This window comes from Gilliamella sp. N-G2, assembly GCF_002142215.1.
Lineage (GTDB): Bacteria > Pseudomonadota > Gammaproteobacteria > Enterobacterales > Orbaceae > Gilliamella.
Genome location: NZ_NAST01000016.1, coordinates 18,046 through 33,105, shown reverse-complemented (window position 1 = coordinate 33,105; position 15,060 = coordinate 18,046). Strand labels below are relative to the sequence as shown.

General features: G+C 33.3%; 18 protein-coding genes. 5 read left to right on the top strand and 13 right to left on the bottom strand.

The genetic code is table 11. The annotated features are described in order from the left end of the window. Nucleotides 1-5 precede the first annotated feature (5 nt). Both proC and B6C99_RS08735 read right to left on the bottom strand, forming a co-directional pair. On the bottom strand, nucleotides 6-815 hold the full coding sequence (gene proC, locus B6C99_RS08740) for a pyrroline-5-carboxylate reductase (RefSeq protein ID WP_086359473.1): 810 nt from the start codon (nucleotides 813-815) through the stop codon (nucleotides 6-8). Nucleotides 816-924: 109 nt separating this feature from the next. Then, nucleotides 925-1,872: a type IV pilus twitching motility protein PilT gene (locus tag B6C99_RS08735; protein WP_086359472.1), complete on the bottom strand. Its 948-nt coding sequence runs from the start codon at nucleotides 1,870-1,872 to the stop codon at nucleotides 925-927. Between the two features lie 36 nt (nucleotides 1,873-1,908). Between B6C99_RS08735 and B6C99_RS08730 the strand changes: the two genes are divergently transcribed. Next, nucleotides 1,909-2,610 carry a YggS family pyridoxal phosphate-dependent enzyme gene (locus tag B6C99_RS08730; protein WP_086359471.1) on the top strand — a complete coding sequence of 234 codons (702 nt, stop codon included), beginning with the start codon at nucleotides 1,909-1,911 and terminating at the stop codon, nucleotides 2,608-2,610. 36 nt (nucleotides 2,611-2,646) lie between these two features. Continuing rightward, on the top strand, nucleotides 2,647-3,204 hold the full coding sequence (locus tag B6C99_RS08725) for a YggT family protein (protein WP_086359470.1): 558 nt from the start codon (nucleotides 2,647-2,649) through the stop codon (nucleotides 3,202-3,204). Nucleotides 3,205-3,231: 27 nt separating this feature from the next. On the opposite strand, the gene B6C99_RS08720 is transcribed toward B6C99_RS08725, so the two are convergent. The 4 genes from B6C99_RS08720 to corA form a co-directional block, all read right to left on the bottom strand. Then, nucleotides 3,232-3,654, bottom strand: coding sequence for a YcgN family cysteine cluster protein (locus B6C99_RS08720; protein ID WP_086320071.1), 423 nt, complete (start codon nucleotides 3,652-3,654; stop codon nucleotides 3,232-3,234). After that, nucleotides 3,651-3,899 (bottom strand): YcgL domain-containing protein, encoded by a 249-nt coding sequence (locus B6C99_RS08715; RefSeq protein WP_086359469.1) that lies wholly within the window; start codon nucleotides 3,897-3,899, stop codon nucleotides 3,651-3,653. The genes B6C99_RS08720 and B6C99_RS08715 overlap by 4 nt, the downstream gene beginning before the upstream one ends. Nucleotides 3,900-3,921: 22 nt before the next feature. Continuing rightward, nucleotides 3,922-4,881 carry a glucokinase gene (locus tag B6C99_RS08710; RefSeq protein WP_086359468.1) on the bottom strand — a complete coding sequence of 320 codons (960 nt, stop codon included), beginning with the start codon at nucleotides 4,879-4,881 and terminating at the stop codon, nucleotides 3,922-3,924. A gap of 198 nt (nucleotides 4,882-5,079) precedes the next feature. Continuing rightward, nucleotides 5,080-6,021, bottom strand: a complete 942-nt coding sequence (corA, locus tag B6C99_RS08705; protein WP_086359467.1) for a magnesium/cobalt transporter CorA — start codon at nucleotides 6,019-6,021, stop codon at nucleotides 5,080-5,082. A 216-nt stretch (nucleotides 6,022-6,237) separates the two neighbouring features. On the opposite strand from corA, the gene B6C99_RS08700 reads away from it, so the two are divergent. Continuing rightward, entirely contained in the window at nucleotides 6,238-6,753 is a 516-nt protein-coding gene (locus tag B6C99_RS08700) for a single-stranded DNA-binding protein (protein WP_086359466.1), read from the top strand. A gap of 101 nt (nucleotides 6,754-6,854) precedes the next feature. Here the strand turns inward: B6C99_RS08700 and B6C99_RS08695 are convergent, their stop codons facing one another. Next, nucleotides 6,855-7,589 (bottom strand): AraC family transcriptional regulator, encoded by a 735-nt coding sequence (locus B6C99_RS08695; RefSeq protein WP_086359465.1) that lies wholly within the window; start codon nucleotides 7,587-7,589, stop codon nucleotides 6,855-6,857. A gap of 176 nt (nucleotides 7,590-7,765) precedes the next feature. Between B6C99_RS08695 and B6C99_RS08690 the strand changes: the two genes are divergently transcribed. Both B6C99_RS08690 and B6C99_RS08685 read left to right on the top strand, forming a co-directional pair. After that, entirely contained in the window at nucleotides 7,766-8,662 is an 897-nt protein-coding gene (locus B6C99_RS08690; protein ID WP_086359464.1) for a DMT family transporter, read from the top strand. A 111-nt stretch (nucleotides 8,663-8,773) separates the two neighbouring features. After that, nucleotides 8,774-9,436, top strand: a complete 663-nt coding sequence (locus B6C99_RS08685) for a MarC family NAAT transporter (RefSeq protein ID WP_133052222.1) — start codon at nucleotides 8,774-8,776, stop codon at nucleotides 9,434-9,436. Between the two features lie 43 nt (nucleotides 9,437-9,479). Here the strand turns inward: B6C99_RS08685 and B6C99_RS08680 are convergent, their stop codons facing one another. The 6 genes from B6C99_RS08680 to ihfB form a co-directional block, all read right to left on the bottom strand. Continuing rightward, nucleotides 9,480-10,172, bottom strand: coding sequence for a DUF2461 domain-containing protein (locus tag B6C99_RS08680; protein WP_086359463.1), 693 nt, complete (start codon nucleotides 10,170-10,172; stop codon nucleotides 9,480-9,482). Between the two features lie 3 nt (nucleotides 10,173-10,175). Beyond that, nucleotides 10,176-10,940 carry a 3-deoxy-manno-octulosonate cytidylyltransferase gene (kdsB, locus tag B6C99_RS08675; protein WP_086359462.1) on the bottom strand — a complete coding sequence of 255 codons (765 nt, stop codon included), beginning with the start codon at nucleotides 10,938-10,940 and terminating at the stop codon, nucleotides 10,176-10,178. Between the two features lie 21 nt (nucleotides 10,941-10,961). Next, nucleotides 10,962-11,147, bottom strand: coding sequence for a Trm112 family protein (locus tag B6C99_RS08670; RefSeq protein WP_086359461.1), 186 nt, complete (start codon nucleotides 11,145-11,147; stop codon nucleotides 10,962-10,964). Next, nucleotides 11,144-12,157: a tetraacyldisaccharide 4'-kinase gene (gene lpxK / locus B6C99_RS08665; RefSeq protein WP_086359496.1), complete on the bottom strand. Its 1,014-nt coding sequence runs from the start codon at nucleotides 12,155-12,157 to the stop codon at nucleotides 11,144-11,146. The genes B6C99_RS08670 and lpxK overlap by 4 nt, the downstream gene beginning before the upstream one ends. Nucleotides 12,158-12,247: 90 nt before the next feature. Further along, nucleotides 12,248-14,557 (bottom strand): DNA internalization-related competence protein ComEC/Rec2, encoded by a 2,310-nt coding sequence (locus B6C99_RS08660; RefSeq protein ID WP_086359460.1) that lies wholly within the window; start codon nucleotides 14,555-14,557, stop codon nucleotides 12,248-12,250. A gap of 204 nt (nucleotides 14,558-14,761) precedes the next feature. Then, nucleotides 14,762-15,052, bottom strand: a complete 291-nt coding sequence (gene ihfB, locus B6C99_RS08655) for an integration host factor subunit beta (protein WP_086359459.1) — start codon at nucleotides 15,050-15,052, stop codon at nucleotides 14,762-14,764. Nucleotides 15,053-15,060 lie beyond the last annotated feature (8 nt).

Genomic DNA, 15,060 nt, shown 5'->3' with positions numbered 1-15,060 from the left:
CTTTTTTATTTTTCTGCTAATTCTTTAGATTTTTTAATAGCAGCATCTACTGCATCAATTATAGCAGATCTAAATCCTTTTGCTTCTAACATCTGTACACCTTCAATTGTCGTACCAGCGGGTGAACAAACCATATCTTTTAACTCGCCAGGATGCTTACCCGTTTCAAGTAGCAATTTAGCCGAACCTAATACCGCCTGTGCGGCAAATTTATACGCTTGTTTTCTAGATAAACCACCTTTAACCGCTCCATCGGCAAGCGCTTCAATAAACATAAACACGAAAGCTGGTGAAGAACCACTTGCTCCCACAACGGCATCAATTAAATATTCAGGTACGACTTCTGTTTCACCGATACAATTTAATAATTTCTGCACAATAGCTAATTCTTCATCAGTAACTTCGGTATTAGGTGTTATTGAACACATAGCGGCATTGACTAATGCTGGAGTATTTGGCATCACCCTCACTATTTTTTGCTCATAACCAACACTTTTCGCTATAGTTTTAATTGTTACACCAGCTGCAATGGAGATAACAATAGTATTCTTTTTTAATTCTTTTTGAATATCACTTAATACATCAGCAATAATGTTAGGTTTGACGGCAACAAAGACAATATCCGATTCTCGTGCCACATCCCTTGCCGAAGCCAAATTATTAATTGAGTAAGACTGATTTAAAGCTTGGCCTTTATCAAGGTGAGGGTCATAAACATAAATTTGCGAGCCAGGTACAATATTACTTACCAAAATACCTTGTAAAATAGCATTCCCCATATTACCTATACCGATAAAACCTATACGCTGTTCCATTTATTTCTACCTTCTATGAGTGAAAAACTATAATGATTATAAAATAAATTTTTAAATAAAACTTAAAAATTTATGTAGAACAGCATCAAGTATATCGTTGTTATTGTAACTATATAGTTTCATTAGACATTAATTGCATGCCATAATGTTGACCAGTCTGCATTAACGACAATATTTGTTTTATTTTACCTTCACTAATTAAATTACTCACTGCAGGTGTATTAATAAGCACTTCGAATATCGCTTTGCGAGTATCATTATATGCGATTAGTTTTTGACAGATAATTGCTTGTAAACTACTAGATAATTGAGTTCGTATTAACTCACGTGATCCATATTCAAATACATCAATTATACGATTAATAGTTTCAATTGCAGAATTAGTATGTAGAGTAGCAAAAACTAAATGCCCAGTTTCAGCAGCAGTTAATGCGGTTTGAATCGTGGTTTTATTACGTAATTCACCGAACATAATAATATCTGGATCTTGTCTTAATAAACTATCAATTGCTTCACCAAAATGTGAGATTTCTCTTTGCTGGATTAGAGACTTTGCATTTTGATAAATAAATTCAATGGGATCTTCTAATGTAATAATATGTTTAGCTGCAATCTGATTAATATATTGAATCAAAGCCGCTAATGTTGTTGATTTCCCACTACCAGTTGCACCAGTAACTAAAATAATTCCTGATTCTACATTTACCAGTTTTTTCAATATTTCCGGTGCCTCAATTTCACATAAAGTTGGGATTTGTTGGTTAATAATTCTAAATACAGCAGAAATTCCACGTTGTTGATAGAAAATATTTACCCTAAATCTTCCCACATTTTCAAGATAATAAGCAAAATCAATCTGCTGATGTTGTTGTAAAGTTACTTTTTGATCATCATCGAGTAAATTTAATAACTCAATTTTTAGCTTAACTGGTGATAATTTATCACTTGAGATAAATTTCAATTTTCCATTAATGCGAATGCACGGCACTTCACCACTAGAAAGATGCAAATCAGAGGCTTTTTGCGTTACACTAAAGGCCAACATTGAATTTAACATTATTTTTAACTAACCACTCTTTAATTGGGAATTTACATGAACACAGTACATGACAATTTAATAACAATTAAAAACAAAATTAACAAAATTGCTCTAGATTGCGGCCGAGATCCCAAGTCAATCGAACTTATTGCAGTTAGTAAAACCAAACCTGTAGAATTAATCTCACAAGCGATAAATGCTGGTCAATTATCATTTGGGGAAAATTATGTTCAAGAAGGTGTTGAGAAGATTGCACACTTTAAACAAAGTATGCCTAATTCCCCTATTGTTTGGCATTTTATCGGTCCATTACAATCGAACAAGACTAAATTAGTAGCTGAAAATTTTGATTGGATACATACCATTGATCGTTTCAAAATTGCCCAACGTCTTGATTCACAGCGCCCGACAGAAATGGATAAATTAAATGTTCTTATTCAGGTAAATATCAGCAATGAACAGACCAAATCCGGCGTTGCAATAGATGAAGTAACTGATTTGATAAAAAAAATTATTACATTACCTAATTTAAGACTACGTGGTTTAATGGCTATCCCTGAAATTGAAAATGATTTTGCGAAACAATTTGCTGTGTTTAAACAAATGAATCAGCTTTTGGGTTCTTTAAAAACTGATTATCCATTTTTAGATACATTATCTATGGGGATGTCTGGTGATATGCACGCTGCTATTGAGGCTGGAAGTACAATGGTTCGTATTGGCAGTGCAATTTTTGGTGCCAGACAATATGTATGATATATTGCTGAGCAAGTTATATTTTAGGAGTAATCAATGATATCGTTAATCTTCTTAGGAAGAGCTGTTTTAACTATTTGCTTATACGTTGTTATTCTACGGTTGTGGATGCAACAGGCAAGAGTCAACTTTTATAACCCATTTACCCAATTTATTGTGCGTATTACCCAACCGGTAATTGGTCCATTACGTAAATTAATGCCATCTATCGGACGTATTGATACAGCAACTTGGCTCATTTTTTATCTGTTTGCATTACTTAAAGTTATGTTTATTTATCGTTTTGAGGGCATAGATGCACCGATTTGGAGCCCTTATTATCTTTTATTTGCTTTAGCTGCCATGGTGCATGCTTTTGGTCATTTATTATTTTGGTTATTATTCTTTAGAGCTATCTTAAGTTGGGTTAGTCGTGGTCAATCAGTCGCAGATGAATTACTTGCTCAATTGACAGAACCATTAGTTGCACCAATTCGCCGGATTATTCCACCAATTGGCATGATTGATCTTTCATTTATGGTTGTTGTGTTTATATTGATGTTTTTGAATTTATTAGCAATCGATTTTCTCGGTAATTTGTGGCTAGCATTCTAAAAAATAAAAGAGAGCCTATGCTCTCTTTTAAATAATATGATCTTCCCAAAAAATAACATCCTTTTCATAAACAATTCTATTTTTAACTGATATTTTTAACTTATGCATTAATTTTTTATTACCGACAATCAGCGGATGCCATTCTGGTAATACTCCTGTTTCGGAAAAATAACGATAAGTACAAGTTTTTGGTAACCATTCGATAGTCAGTAAATTTTCCCGTGTTAATTTTATGCAATCAGGTTCATAATCAAAACGGGTATGATAATGCTTACATTGACAAGTATTTGAATCAAGCAAATTACAGGCAACATTAGTATATAGGATTTCGTCAGTATCTTCGTCCATTAATTTATTTAGACAGCACTGGCCACATCCATCACAAAGTTGTTCCCATTCATCATCACTCATCTGATCTAAGGTTTTATGTTCCCAAAAAGGTTCAATCATACTTTAAAATCATCTTCATTTAACATTTGTAAAAAAAATCCATCCTCTTTGATCTTTTCTTCAATTTCATTTGCTGTTCCAACAACAAAACGCCTTTTACCATCAAGCAATACTTTCATAACAAAGACTGGCGTACCAAAAATTGACATTATCTTTTCCGGTATATGTGAAAAATCATTTTCACGTTCCATATATAAATAACAGTTTTCTTTTTTGCTACTTCTATAGATATAACACCACATCATAAAATTACATCTTACCTCTCAATTATTTCAGGCTATTTTGTAAATAAACACCAGCGCCAAATAATCCCGGATCTTTATGCGTTATGACATAAACAGGAATTTTTTTAACTAAAAAAGACATACGACCTTTGTGTTCAAATGCTTCTCTAAATGGCGATGATTTAAAAAATTCGATGAATCGGGGAACAATGCCACCCGCAATATACACACCGCCTTGGGTATTAAGTGTTAAAGCCAAATTACCACCAAATCGTCCCATAAAAGTACAGAAATAATTTAAAGTAGCTAAGCAAATAGGACAACTATTAGACAATGCTTTATTAACGATTATATCTGGCGTGATATCTTCAATCGGTTGATTATTGATTTGTAATAATGCTTGATAAATATTAACAATACCATTACCAGATAGAAATCTTTCTGAAGATACCCGACCAAATTTGTTACGTAACTGTTGTAAAATTCGATCTTCTTCTTCATTAATCATTGGTAATTCAGTGTGCCCACCTTCACCGGATAAACTAAGCCAATGTTCGTTTAATTTAATTAAATGAGAGACGCCTAAACCTGTTCCTGCACCATAAATTGCTATTGGATAATTAAGATTAGCTTCACCACCACCAACTTTTATCACATCATCTGATGATAATCGAGGGATGGAATACGACACTGCAGTGAAATCATTGATAACTTCAAGCTTACTTAAATTCAATTCTTTAATCAATTCAGAACGAGAAAATGACAAATTATTATTCGTCATTTCAATTAAATCACCTTCATTAATTGGACATGCTATAGCAATACAAGCCATCTCAATAGTTGCAGATTGTGATGTTAAATAAGTCTTAATCAAATTAAGCAATACATCATCTTTTGAAATGAGGATTTTAGTTATCGCTGATAATTCATTACTATCTAAATTATAAAGTGCAAATCGGGCATTGGTTCCACCAATATCAGTAACTAGTGCATATTTACTCATGTTATTCCCTTTTAAAAATAAAATCTTTTTAGATAACCACTAATTTAATCAATTCAATTAATGCTATAACATAATGAGTAATATTATGGACTATTTAGATTAATTTAACTAGGTAGCTTTAACTGAATTCACTAATGGAATTATTGCCGCTAATAAAATATTAGCGGCTAATATTTGAAATTTGGAGGAAATAACCAACTATAACCACTTTTTAACTTTAAAGTAAATGTAAGGGGCAACACCTGCTAGCAACATCAATAATAAGGATAAAGGATAGCCATATTCCCACTTCAATTCAGGCATGTTTTCAAAGTTCATTCCATAAGCCGATGCAACCACTGTTGGGGGGAGGAATACAACCGAAACAACTGAGAAAATTTTAATTATTCGGCTTTGCTCAATATTGATAAAACTGGTAGCCGCTTGCATCAAAAAGTTTACTTTTTGGAACAAAGATTCATTATGAGGTACCAATGATTCAATATCTCGTATTACCTCTCGTGCTTGCTCTAACTGATCTGTAGGCATCTTTGCTCGGCGCACTAAATAGTTAACCGCACGTTGACTATCCATCAAACAAAGCCGTACTTTCCACGCAGTATCTTCTAGTTCTGCTAAAGATGTAATAGCCTCATCATAATGTTCTTGAGCTGAGCGATCCATAATAATTAAGCTTAACTCTTCAAGCTCACTATAAATATTTTCAATCTGATCAGCTAATTGCTCAACTTTAACTTCAAATAAATCCAATAACACTTCGTATGGATTACCATCATTCATGCCTTGATAACGTGAACGCATTCGGTACAGACGGAAAGCAGGTAAATCACGTTCACGTAATGTAAACAAGCGACCATTGTGTACCGTAAATGCAACTGTTGAGTTACCGGCTCGGTCTTCCGCATCTTCATAAAAGAAGAATGAATGAACATGTAGTCCTTCATTATCTTCGAAAAAACGGGCTGATGCCTCAATATCATCAAGTTCAATACTTGTTGCTAGATTTTGGCCTAAATTAGTCAAAATGACTTCACGATCGGTTTCTTCTGGTTCAATTAAGTCAATCCAGATCGCATTTTTAATATCGCCTTCATTAATTTTTACTAATTGTTTGTTTTTTAATCCAAACGCATTAATCATAAGGCCTCCAGGAGAAAAAATGTTTAAGATATAATATCTACAAATGGCAGGCATTATACTCGTTATAGTAAAAAATTCCTATGATAAAGCGAATCTTTCTGTATTTTAAAATTTTGGATACTTAATTCCAAATTTAAATTAAATTCGGTGATGTTAATTAAGTCTCATGATACAATAATACATATCAAATATTTATGTAATTGTTAGGAGTGTATAATGGCAAATAGAGGTATTAATAAAGTCATTTTAGTAGGGAATTTAGGTCAAGATCCAGAAGTTCGGTACATGCCAAACGGTAACGCTGTCGCAAATTTTAGTGTTGCTACATCAGAAACTTGGAAAGATAAACAAACTGGTGAAAACCGAGATCGTACCGAATGGCATCGCGTTGTTGTATTTGGTAAATTAGCTGAAATTGCTGGCGAATATGTTAAAAAAGGTACTCAAGTTTATTTAGAAGGACAATTACAAACTCGTAAATGGCAAGACCAAGCGGGTAATGATCGTTATACTACTGAAGTAGTGATCAATGCTGTAGGTGGAACATTACAAATTTTAGGTTCTCGTTCAGGAGATAATTTTAATGATGGCTCACAAAACTGGGGACAAAGTGCTAATAATACTTCGTCTGCTCCTAGTACATCACGTCCTTCAACAACAAATGAACCATCAGCTAGTCAACCAACTATGCTTGAACCACCAATGGACTTTGATGACGATATTCCATTTTAATGGTTATTTATTCAATTCTTTATTACCTAGGCGTATAAATTACGCCTTTGTTCAATGCATATTCATACATGCTTTTCTCAAATAATGACAACTTATAGTGTTTAACTTTTCTTAAATCCTGTGTTAGAACGGTAAAGATCAGGTGTAACTCCTGCGATATTTTTAAACATAGCAATAAAAGCGGATACTGAACTATAACCAACAGAAAACGCGATGTCTTGAATCGATTTATCTTGTTCTAAAAGCGAGATACTATGTAAAAATCGTAACCGTTGACGCCACATACTAAATGACATCCCTAATTTTTGTTGACAACGTCGTGCAAGGGTTCGTTCGGTGGTAAATACTGTTTGAGCCCACTGTTCTAGAGTCTTATTGTTAGCTGGGTTTAATTCTAACTCTTTTAGAATAGGGGCTAAATATTTATCGTTAGAACTTGGCAAATAGAAGGGGAGGTTAGATTCTATTAAGAGCTGATCGATTAATACTTGTCCTAAACGAAGATCCTGTTCACTTTCTGGCTCCAGAATATTTCGCTCAAAGAATGAATCAATAATAGCATGGCTGATTTTATTTAAACCAAACAAACAAGTGTAATTAGGCATAACTTGGTAATTAGTTATATTAATTGTACGAAACCATGTTAATTCTTTATTGTAACATGCGTGTTCAGTATATGGCGGAATCCATAATGCAAATCCTGAAGGAGCCAAATATCTTTGTCCTTGAACTTTTAAGACAAAAATACCTGACTTAACACATATAATTTGCCCCCAACTATGCTGATGAGAAGAATATTCAGTCTCTGCATTAAATGCTTCATCATGAAGAAACATAAATCTTTTAGATTCCTTATCATTTAAATTAGTTTAAGATATTAAATTCATGATAATTAAATAATATAAATATTGTCTTATATTAGCTTTTTTTGTCTGATTTTAGTGATATTTATAAATTAAGACAAGTTAAACTACATCATATAACTTTTACTATTATTTACATAAGAAAATATATGGCTTATTTATACCCATTGATGGCAGTATTTATTTGGGCTGGCAATCAAGTTGTCAATAAATTATCTGTCGGCGCAATTGAACCTGAGGTTATCTCTTTCTACCGTTGGCTTTTAGCACTTATTCTATTAACCCCATTTTTTCTAAGAGGAATTATTAAGAACTTACCGCAAATCTTTCCTCAAGCTCTTAAATTAATGGTGCTTAGTTTATTAGGTATGGCTTTATATCAATGCCTTGCTTATTATGCCGCGGCAACAATTAGTGTGTTAACGATGGGGATCATTATGTCTATTATTCCTTTGTTAACTATCCTATTAAGCATATTCATTTTAAAAACACCACCAACTCAAGGGGTGCTAATTGGCAGTATTTTATCTTTTATTGGATTAATCTGGCTGATTAGTGGTGGTGAGCCAACTAGGCTTCTCGAACTTGGGATTGGTCAAGGTGAAATTTTAATGTTAATGGCTGCCCTGTCTTATGCGCTTTATGGGGTATTAACAAAAAAATGGACAATGAAAATCACAAATTGGCACTCAGTCTATGTTCAAATTTTGTTTGGTACATTAATGTTATTGCCAGGCTTTTTAATGAGTAACAATTTAACTGTAAATTCTGACAATGTTTGGCTTGTTATTTATGCAGGTATACCGGCTTCAATTATTGCACCATTTGTTTGGATTATAGCTATAAAAAAATTAGGTGCAAATAAAACCGCCCTTTTCTTAAATTTAACACCGGTTATCACTGCAATAATCTCAATACTATTTTTGCATGAAACACTGTGTAGTTACCATTTAATTGGTGGCGGTATGTCATTTATCGGTGTTATATTAGCACAAAACTTAAAAGCACCATTGTTTAAAATCAAGACTTCAAATAAAGATTCATAACTAAACAGTACTGCACTAATATTTATTTAGTTTTCACCTAAGTTAATGTATCTTTTTTATAAATTTCATCTATACTTAATTAGAACTTTTATTACGATTTAGATTGAAGTTATGTTGGAACTTATACAAACAGTCGGTTTTGGTTTAATTCTGTTTATTCCATTAACAAACCCGTTAACTACCGTTGTACTGCTATTAGGTCTATCTGGAGATATGACCAATGAGGAACGTAATTACCAGTCGAAAATGACTTGTATTTATGTTTTCATCATCATGATTGTTTCATTTTATTGTGGACAATTGGTCATGAGCACATTCGGTATATCTATCCCTGGTTTACGAATCGCTGGTGGTATGATTGTTGGCATTATCGGTTTTAGAATGCTTTTCCCTCAACAACCCTCGCATAAAACATTAGAAGCAGATGCAAAAAAGAAAGAAGTTTCCAATAATATCGCTTTTGTTCCACTTGCAATGCCAAGTACTGCTGGACCGGGAACAATTGCTATGATAATCAGTATGGCTTCCACTGTAAAAAGTGGTGGATATAATGTATCGACTTGGGTTGTTTATACTTCATCAATACTTGTGCCTTTATTATTATGTATTATTTTATGGTTCTGTATGCGTAGTGCTGGTAGCATAATGCGTTTTATGGGTAAAAGTGGTATAGAAGCCACATCAAGAATAATGGGCTTTTTACTGGTCTGTGTTGGTACACAATTTATTATAAATGGTGTTAAAGAATTAATATTAAACTTCCCAAATATTTGAAAAAGGCTATTTTTTATTACAATTCTTTTATCTTATTGATTAACTATAGATTTGGGATATTTTTTATCATTTCTACTCGCATCAAATAATCATATAGAGGTAAAAGTTGTTTAAAACCTTTAGCAAGTTTATTCGGTAAATCACCATTTAGGACATCTTCAATATGATTATTGGTTACCATTACAGCAATATTCTTTCGATTGTACCATGTCGATAATTTTTCATCTTGATCTTTGATTAATGGTCTTTTATACATTTCGCCTACTAATTCAAATGGTTTTTTAACACAATTAATTACCGCCAAAAATCTAGATGGGTCATTTAGTATTTCTTCTCTAAAGATATCCATAGTAGGTTTTGAAGCACAATAATAACCTAAACCATATCTATAGCTATCTGGAGCAATTTCAAAAAAATAGGCTGGAGCCTCTTTCCAATCACGATTAGGGCGTTTAAACGTCAACCATAAACGACTACGGTATAATGACTTATCTTTAGAGAATCGCGTATCACGATGAATTCGTGAAATTGTTTTACCTATAGCTGGACGCGTTTCAAACCATTCATCAATTTTAAGCATGGTTGGTGTTAGTTGCTCAACCAATAATCGAAAAGGTTTGATCAAATCATTGTCATAAATTGATCTATTCTCTTCAAACCAAACTCTACTATTGTTAATCCAAGCATCTTGTAAAAAATTTAACCCTTCTTGTGTAAAGCCAGTAAAATTTGCCATATTTTACTCCTGATATAATGCTCTAACTTTATCTAAGTCTTCTTGGGTATCAACCCCAATAGCGGGAGCTTGTTTAGCAACTGCTACATGTATTTTCTCACCATACCAAAGAACTCTTAATTGTTCTAACATTTCTATCCGTTCTAAAGCAGAAGGTGCCCATTGAATATATTGACGAATAAAACCCGCACGATATGCATAAATACCAATGTGACGTAGGTAAAAATCACCAATCGAATCAAGTTTATTTTGTTCACTCAATTGAGCAAAACGATCACGCTCCCACGGAATAGTCGCTCGTGAAAAATAGAGTGCATAACCATCTTTATCCATAACCACTTTTACAGCACCTGGATTAAATGCTTCTTCAACGGAAACAATCGGCACAGCTAAAGTTGCCATTCCTGTCTTGTATTTCACTAAATTATCAGCAACTTGATCAATAATAATCGGTGGAATCAATGGTTCATCACCTTGAACATTTACAATAACTTCATCGTTAGCCAGTTGAAAAGTATTAATGACTTCAGCTAAACGTTCTGTTCCTGAGTTATGCTTATCACTCGTTAAAACGACCTCACCACCATAGCTTTGCACTACATCAAAAACTTGTTGGTTATCAGTCGCAATGATGACTCGACTAGCCGATGATTTTTGCGCTTGTTCCATTACTCGAATTATCATCGGTTTGCCATGGATATCAGCAAGGGGTTTTCCCGGTAAACGGCTTGAAGCATATCTAGCAGGAATAATTACTATAAAACTCATAAAATTACCTCAAAACTTTAATTATTCTTTATTACAATTAGATTGATTTAGTGAATTTGCTTCGCTTGCTAATAATACCGGTATCCCTTCTTTTATTGAGTAAACTAACCTATCATTTTGGCAAACTAATTGTTGATGTTGCTTATCGTATTCTAATTGTCCATGACATTTAGGACAAGCAATAGCACTTAATAACAGTTGTTTCATTTTTTTTCTCTTTGTAATTTTCTTTCTATAAATAATGAATAAATCTTTTCAATAGACTGATTGGGTATCGTAGCATCAATTGGTAAATACCACCAATTAGGTAATGCAAATTGTCGACATTTCACTGCATCTTTTTCGGTCATTAAAAGTGTTTGATTATTTTCAGCTATTTTCTCTAACAATGGCAGGCTAAAATTTTGATGATCAGCAAAAGATTCTGTATGTAACAAATCTGCATTCATTTTTATTAACATATCAAAGAATCGCTTTGGATTACTAATACCAGCAATGGCACAAATATGATGTAATGCCGATAATTGTTTTTTTTCATTGGTTAGTAGATTTACCGCGTAACTAGGGGTTAATTGCATAGTATAAGTTTTATCTGGATACTGATTTGATATATCGCCTGAACTGTCACCATTTATCATAATTAAGTCTACTGATTTCAACCGATTTGTTCGCTCTCTCATCGGGCCAGCTGGGATCCACCAACCGTTTCCGAATAGTCTCTTACCATCAACGACTACGATCTCAATATCACGAGCTAATGCATAATGCTGTAAACCATCATCAGTTAAAACAACATCCAATTGATATGATTTTAATAATTCTTTAACTGCCTCGACTCGCTTAGGTGCGACCGCAATTGGTATTTGAGTTCTTTGATAAATTAAAATTGGTTCGTCACCAGCTTGAGCAGTGGTAGTATGTTCATCTAAAATTAATGGATAATGGTCGGATTTTCCACCATAACCACGAGAGACTAATCCAACCTTCAGGCCTTTAGCCTTTAAGGCTTCAATTAAACTGATTGCCAGAGGCGTTTTACCATTACCTCCTGCTGATAAATTACCAATGACAATAATGGGAATTGGAGATTGCCATGCTTTGAATATACCAAACTTGTATAATTGACGACGAATAAAGCTAATACATCCATACAATAATGAAAATGGCAACAACAACCAAAAAGATTTATTTTTACCATACCATAGTTTCTCAATCATAACTTTATTATGCTCTCTAATTCCAATAATTTTATTTTTATATAGTGGATAAATACATAATTTATAAACCATACTAACAATAATTCTATTTTACTCATAAAATGATAAACTACCAAACCAATCATGATACCATCTTGGATTGATATCTTGTCGCATAGTTTTTTGTTGCCATGATGATGTATAAAAAAATAGACTTATTTGCCCCTCCTTACCTGTAACATAATAATTAATATTTAGCGCTTTATAACGATTAGTTATCTTATTGGAAGGTAATTTCCATGGGTTATAACGTGATGTTGAAGTTAGTGCATTAGAGGGATTAACATAATTTAAGAATGGATAACTTGATGAAGTAGTACTACCATGATGAGGAGTTTGTAGAATGGTTGAATGTAGATTGCGTTTATATTTAACCACTAAATCATATTCTTGTTTACGTTCTAGATCACCAGTCAACAACACTGAAAATTGACCATCAGTAATTTGTATTACACATGAATCGCCGTTATTAGGATCACTCACTAATTTGTTCGGCCATAACACATTAAAGCGTAAATGTTGCCAATCAAATTTATGATCAGCTAAACAGTTATAATCATTACTCAAACTTGAAGATGAACTCATTAGCCACGCATCAGGATAATGTTGTCTTAAATAGCTTAAACCTCCAATATGATCATTATGACTATGGCTAATAATAATTCCTTCAACGTTCAGATTATGCCATTGTAAAAAAGGGATTATTACTTGCTCTGCAGCTGAACTATCTTCCCATTTTGCGCCAATATCATACAAAATAGCTGATTTACCATTGTGAACTACAATCGCCAATCCATGCCCAACATCCAACATATCAACTCTCCATAGATAATCGGGTTGTTTATAAATTGGTGAAAATAACATTGTTATAACAATCACAATAGTAAAGCTAAAACGACGCCAAAATTCTATCCGAATAATGATTATAGTTATCCAACCAATACCACTAAACAAATAAAAATCCGCCGGTATATTTAGCCATAAAATATTTAAATATTCTAAGCAATAAAAAAGCCATTCTAGTGAAGTTTGCGCAACAAACCATAACCCTAAAGCAAGGTAAAAACAGTCCATTAGACTAAATAATAATGCCAATAAAATTGCTGGAAAGGTGATTAACGAAACAATAGGAATTGCAATTAAGTTAGTTAACAACGCAACAACACTTATACCATGAAAAATAAATAATTGGATAGGAAGCAATAATAATGTTAAACCAAATTGTAAATGTAATAATCTAATAAAATACCATCGTTTTTTATTTTTTAACGTGCTAGCTAGTGGCAACCATTCAAATAAAAAAATCAAGCTAACCACAGCATAACAGGACATCCAAAAACTTTCAGATAGTATCATTAGAGGGTCAACAATTAACAGTAACGCAATGATACGATTGATTTTTTGCCAAGCACTTATCTGATTATTTTTATAACGTAAATATATCCACATCGATAAAGCCAAAATGGCGCGAAGCGCTGGTGGATTAAATCCGGTTAACCAAGTGTAACTTAGACTAACTAACCATCCGATGATGATGGGTAGTAAAAAGTAGTTAAAGCGCTGCGGCAAACAAAAAACTAACCCTTTGGTTAATATATAGCTAATAGAGAAGACTAATAGAATATGCATTCCGGAGATCGCCATTAAATGAGCAACCCCAGTTTGCATCATAATTATTCGATGATGCATTTCCATTTGCGAACGATCACCAAAACCTAGCGCTAATAAAATATCTCGATAACTGAATAAATCTATATAGAATAGACATTTATCGACTATAATTTGTCGAAGATCGGTCTTATCAGTGAGTAGAACTGCTTTGCTAACTTTAGCTTTTAATATTGATTTATTTGCTATAGCAAAACGTTGATTATCAAATCCACCTTCATTTAAATAGCTATGCACAGCTTTAGTTTTTATGGTTAATTGCCAAATTTGGCCGGCTTTAATTAATTCCGGTTGATCCCAATAGATTGCCACCGATATTGGCGACAACAAAGGTTGATCGGTAATACTGATAATTGAAAATTTGACATAATGGGGATTAATGGGATCAGTTTGGAACTGCGAAGAAATTTGCGTATTAATACCTTCAACTTTCGCAGTAACCGCTAATGTTTGATCAATATACGGCTCAATTGAACTAAGATAATGCTTTGCTGTAGCTGTCGACCAAACAAAGCTCAGTGCAAACATAGCAACGACAATAAAATAACCCTTAAGTTTTACCGCGAGAATAATGGTAATCGAAGCTACAATAAACCAACATTTATCACTCGGTAACCATGGCAAAAACATTAATGGCAAGCATCCTAATGAAACCGCTATTGCCATCAAATCTATTGAACAACTATGTCGCATTAACGTCTACATATACCATTAACTATATGGTCAATCTAGTATATATAGATTTTTTACAACTTAATTTAGCGCTAATTTTAGAGCTCTATTCCAATTTATAAATTATCCTTTCATTTTTTATTTGAAAAAATTGATTTATAAAATCATCACCAACAAAAAAGCCTTTGAATTTACTCAAAGGCTTTTGGGTTAACTAAATTTAAATTAAGCTTTAGCCGCATTATTTACGCGTTCACGTAGCTCTTTCCCTGGTTTGAAGTGAGGAATATATTTGTGTTTAACTTCAACATTCCCACCTGTTCTAGGATTTCTTGCTTTACGTGGCGCACGATAATTTAAGCTGAAACTACCAAATCCGCGAATTTCAACACGATCGTTACTTTCCATCGCTAACGCGATTTGCTCAATAATATCTCTAACAGCATCATCTACTAGTTGCACCGGAAGGTGTGCCCGCCAGTTGACTATTTTTTCTGCTAAATCGGATCTGTTCATGGTCACTC

Bases quoted from the DNA above. Each gene is read 5' to 3' on its own strand.
- proC (WP_086359473.1), bottom strand. From the start codon at position 815: ATGGAACAGCGTATAGGTTTTATCGGTATAGGTAATATGGGGAATGCT.
- B6C99_RS08735 (WP_086359472.1), bottom strand. From the start codon at position 1,872: ATGTTAAATTCAATGTTGGCCTTTAGTGTAACGCAAAAAGCCTCTGAT.
- B6C99_RS08730 (WP_086359471.1), top strand. From the start codon at position 1,909: ATGAACACAGTACATGACAATTTAATAACAATTAAAAACAAAATTAAC.
- B6C99_RS08725 (WP_086359470.1), top strand. From the start codon at position 2,647: ATGATATCGTTAATCTTCTTAGGAAGAGCTGTTTTAACTATTTGCTTA.
- B6C99_RS08720 (WP_086320071.1), bottom strand. From the start codon at position 3,654: ATGATTGAACCTTTTTGGGAACATAAAACCTTAGATCAGATGAGTGAT.
- B6C99_RS08715 (WP_086359469.1), bottom strand. From the start codon at position 3,899: ATGATGTGGTGTTATATCTATAGAAGTAGCAAAAAAGAAAACTGTTAT.
- B6C99_RS08710 (WP_086359468.1), bottom strand. From the start codon at position 4,881: ATGAGTAAATATGCACTAGTTACTGATATTGGTGGAACCAATGCCCGA.
- corA (WP_086359467.1), bottom strand. From the start codon at position 6,021: ATGATTAATGCGTTTGGATTAAAAAACAAACAATTAGTAAAAATTAAT.
- B6C99_RS08700 (WP_086359466.1), top strand. From the start codon at position 6,238: ATGGCAAATAGAGGTATTAATAAAGTCATTTTAGTAGGGAATTTAGGT.
- B6C99_RS08695 (WP_086359465.1), bottom strand. From the start codon at position 7,589: ATGTTTCTTCATGATGAAGCATTTAATGCAGAGACTGAATATTCTTCT.
- B6C99_RS08690 (WP_086359464.1), top strand. From the start codon at position 7,766: ATGGCTTATTTATACCCATTGATGGCAGTATTTATTTGGGCTGGCAAT.
- B6C99_RS08685 (WP_133052222.1), top strand. From the start codon at position 8,774: ATGTTGGAACTTATACAAACAGTCGGTTTTGGTTTAATTCTGTTTATT.
- B6C99_RS08680 (WP_086359463.1), bottom strand. From the start codon at position 10,172: ATGGCAAATTTTACTGGCTTTACACAAGAAGGGTTAAATTTTTTACAA.
- kdsB (WP_086359462.1), bottom strand. From the start codon at position 10,940: ATGAGTTTTATAGTAATTATTCCTGCTAGATATGCTTCAAGCCGTTTA.
- B6C99_RS08670 (WP_086359461.1), bottom strand. From the start codon at position 11,147: ATGAAACAACTGTTATTAAGTGCTATTGCTTGTCCTAAATGTCATGGA.
- lpxK (WP_086359496.1), bottom strand. From the start codon at position 12,157: ATGATTGAGAAACTATGGTATGGTAAAAATAAATCTTTTTGGTTGTTG.
- B6C99_RS08660 (WP_086359460.1), bottom strand. From the start codon at position 14,557: ATGCGACATAGTTGTTCAATAGATTTGATGGCAATAGCGGTTTCATTA.
- ihfB (WP_086359459.1), bottom strand. From the start codon at position 15,052: ATGAACAGATCCGATTTAGCAGAAAAAATAGTCAACTGGCGGGCACAC.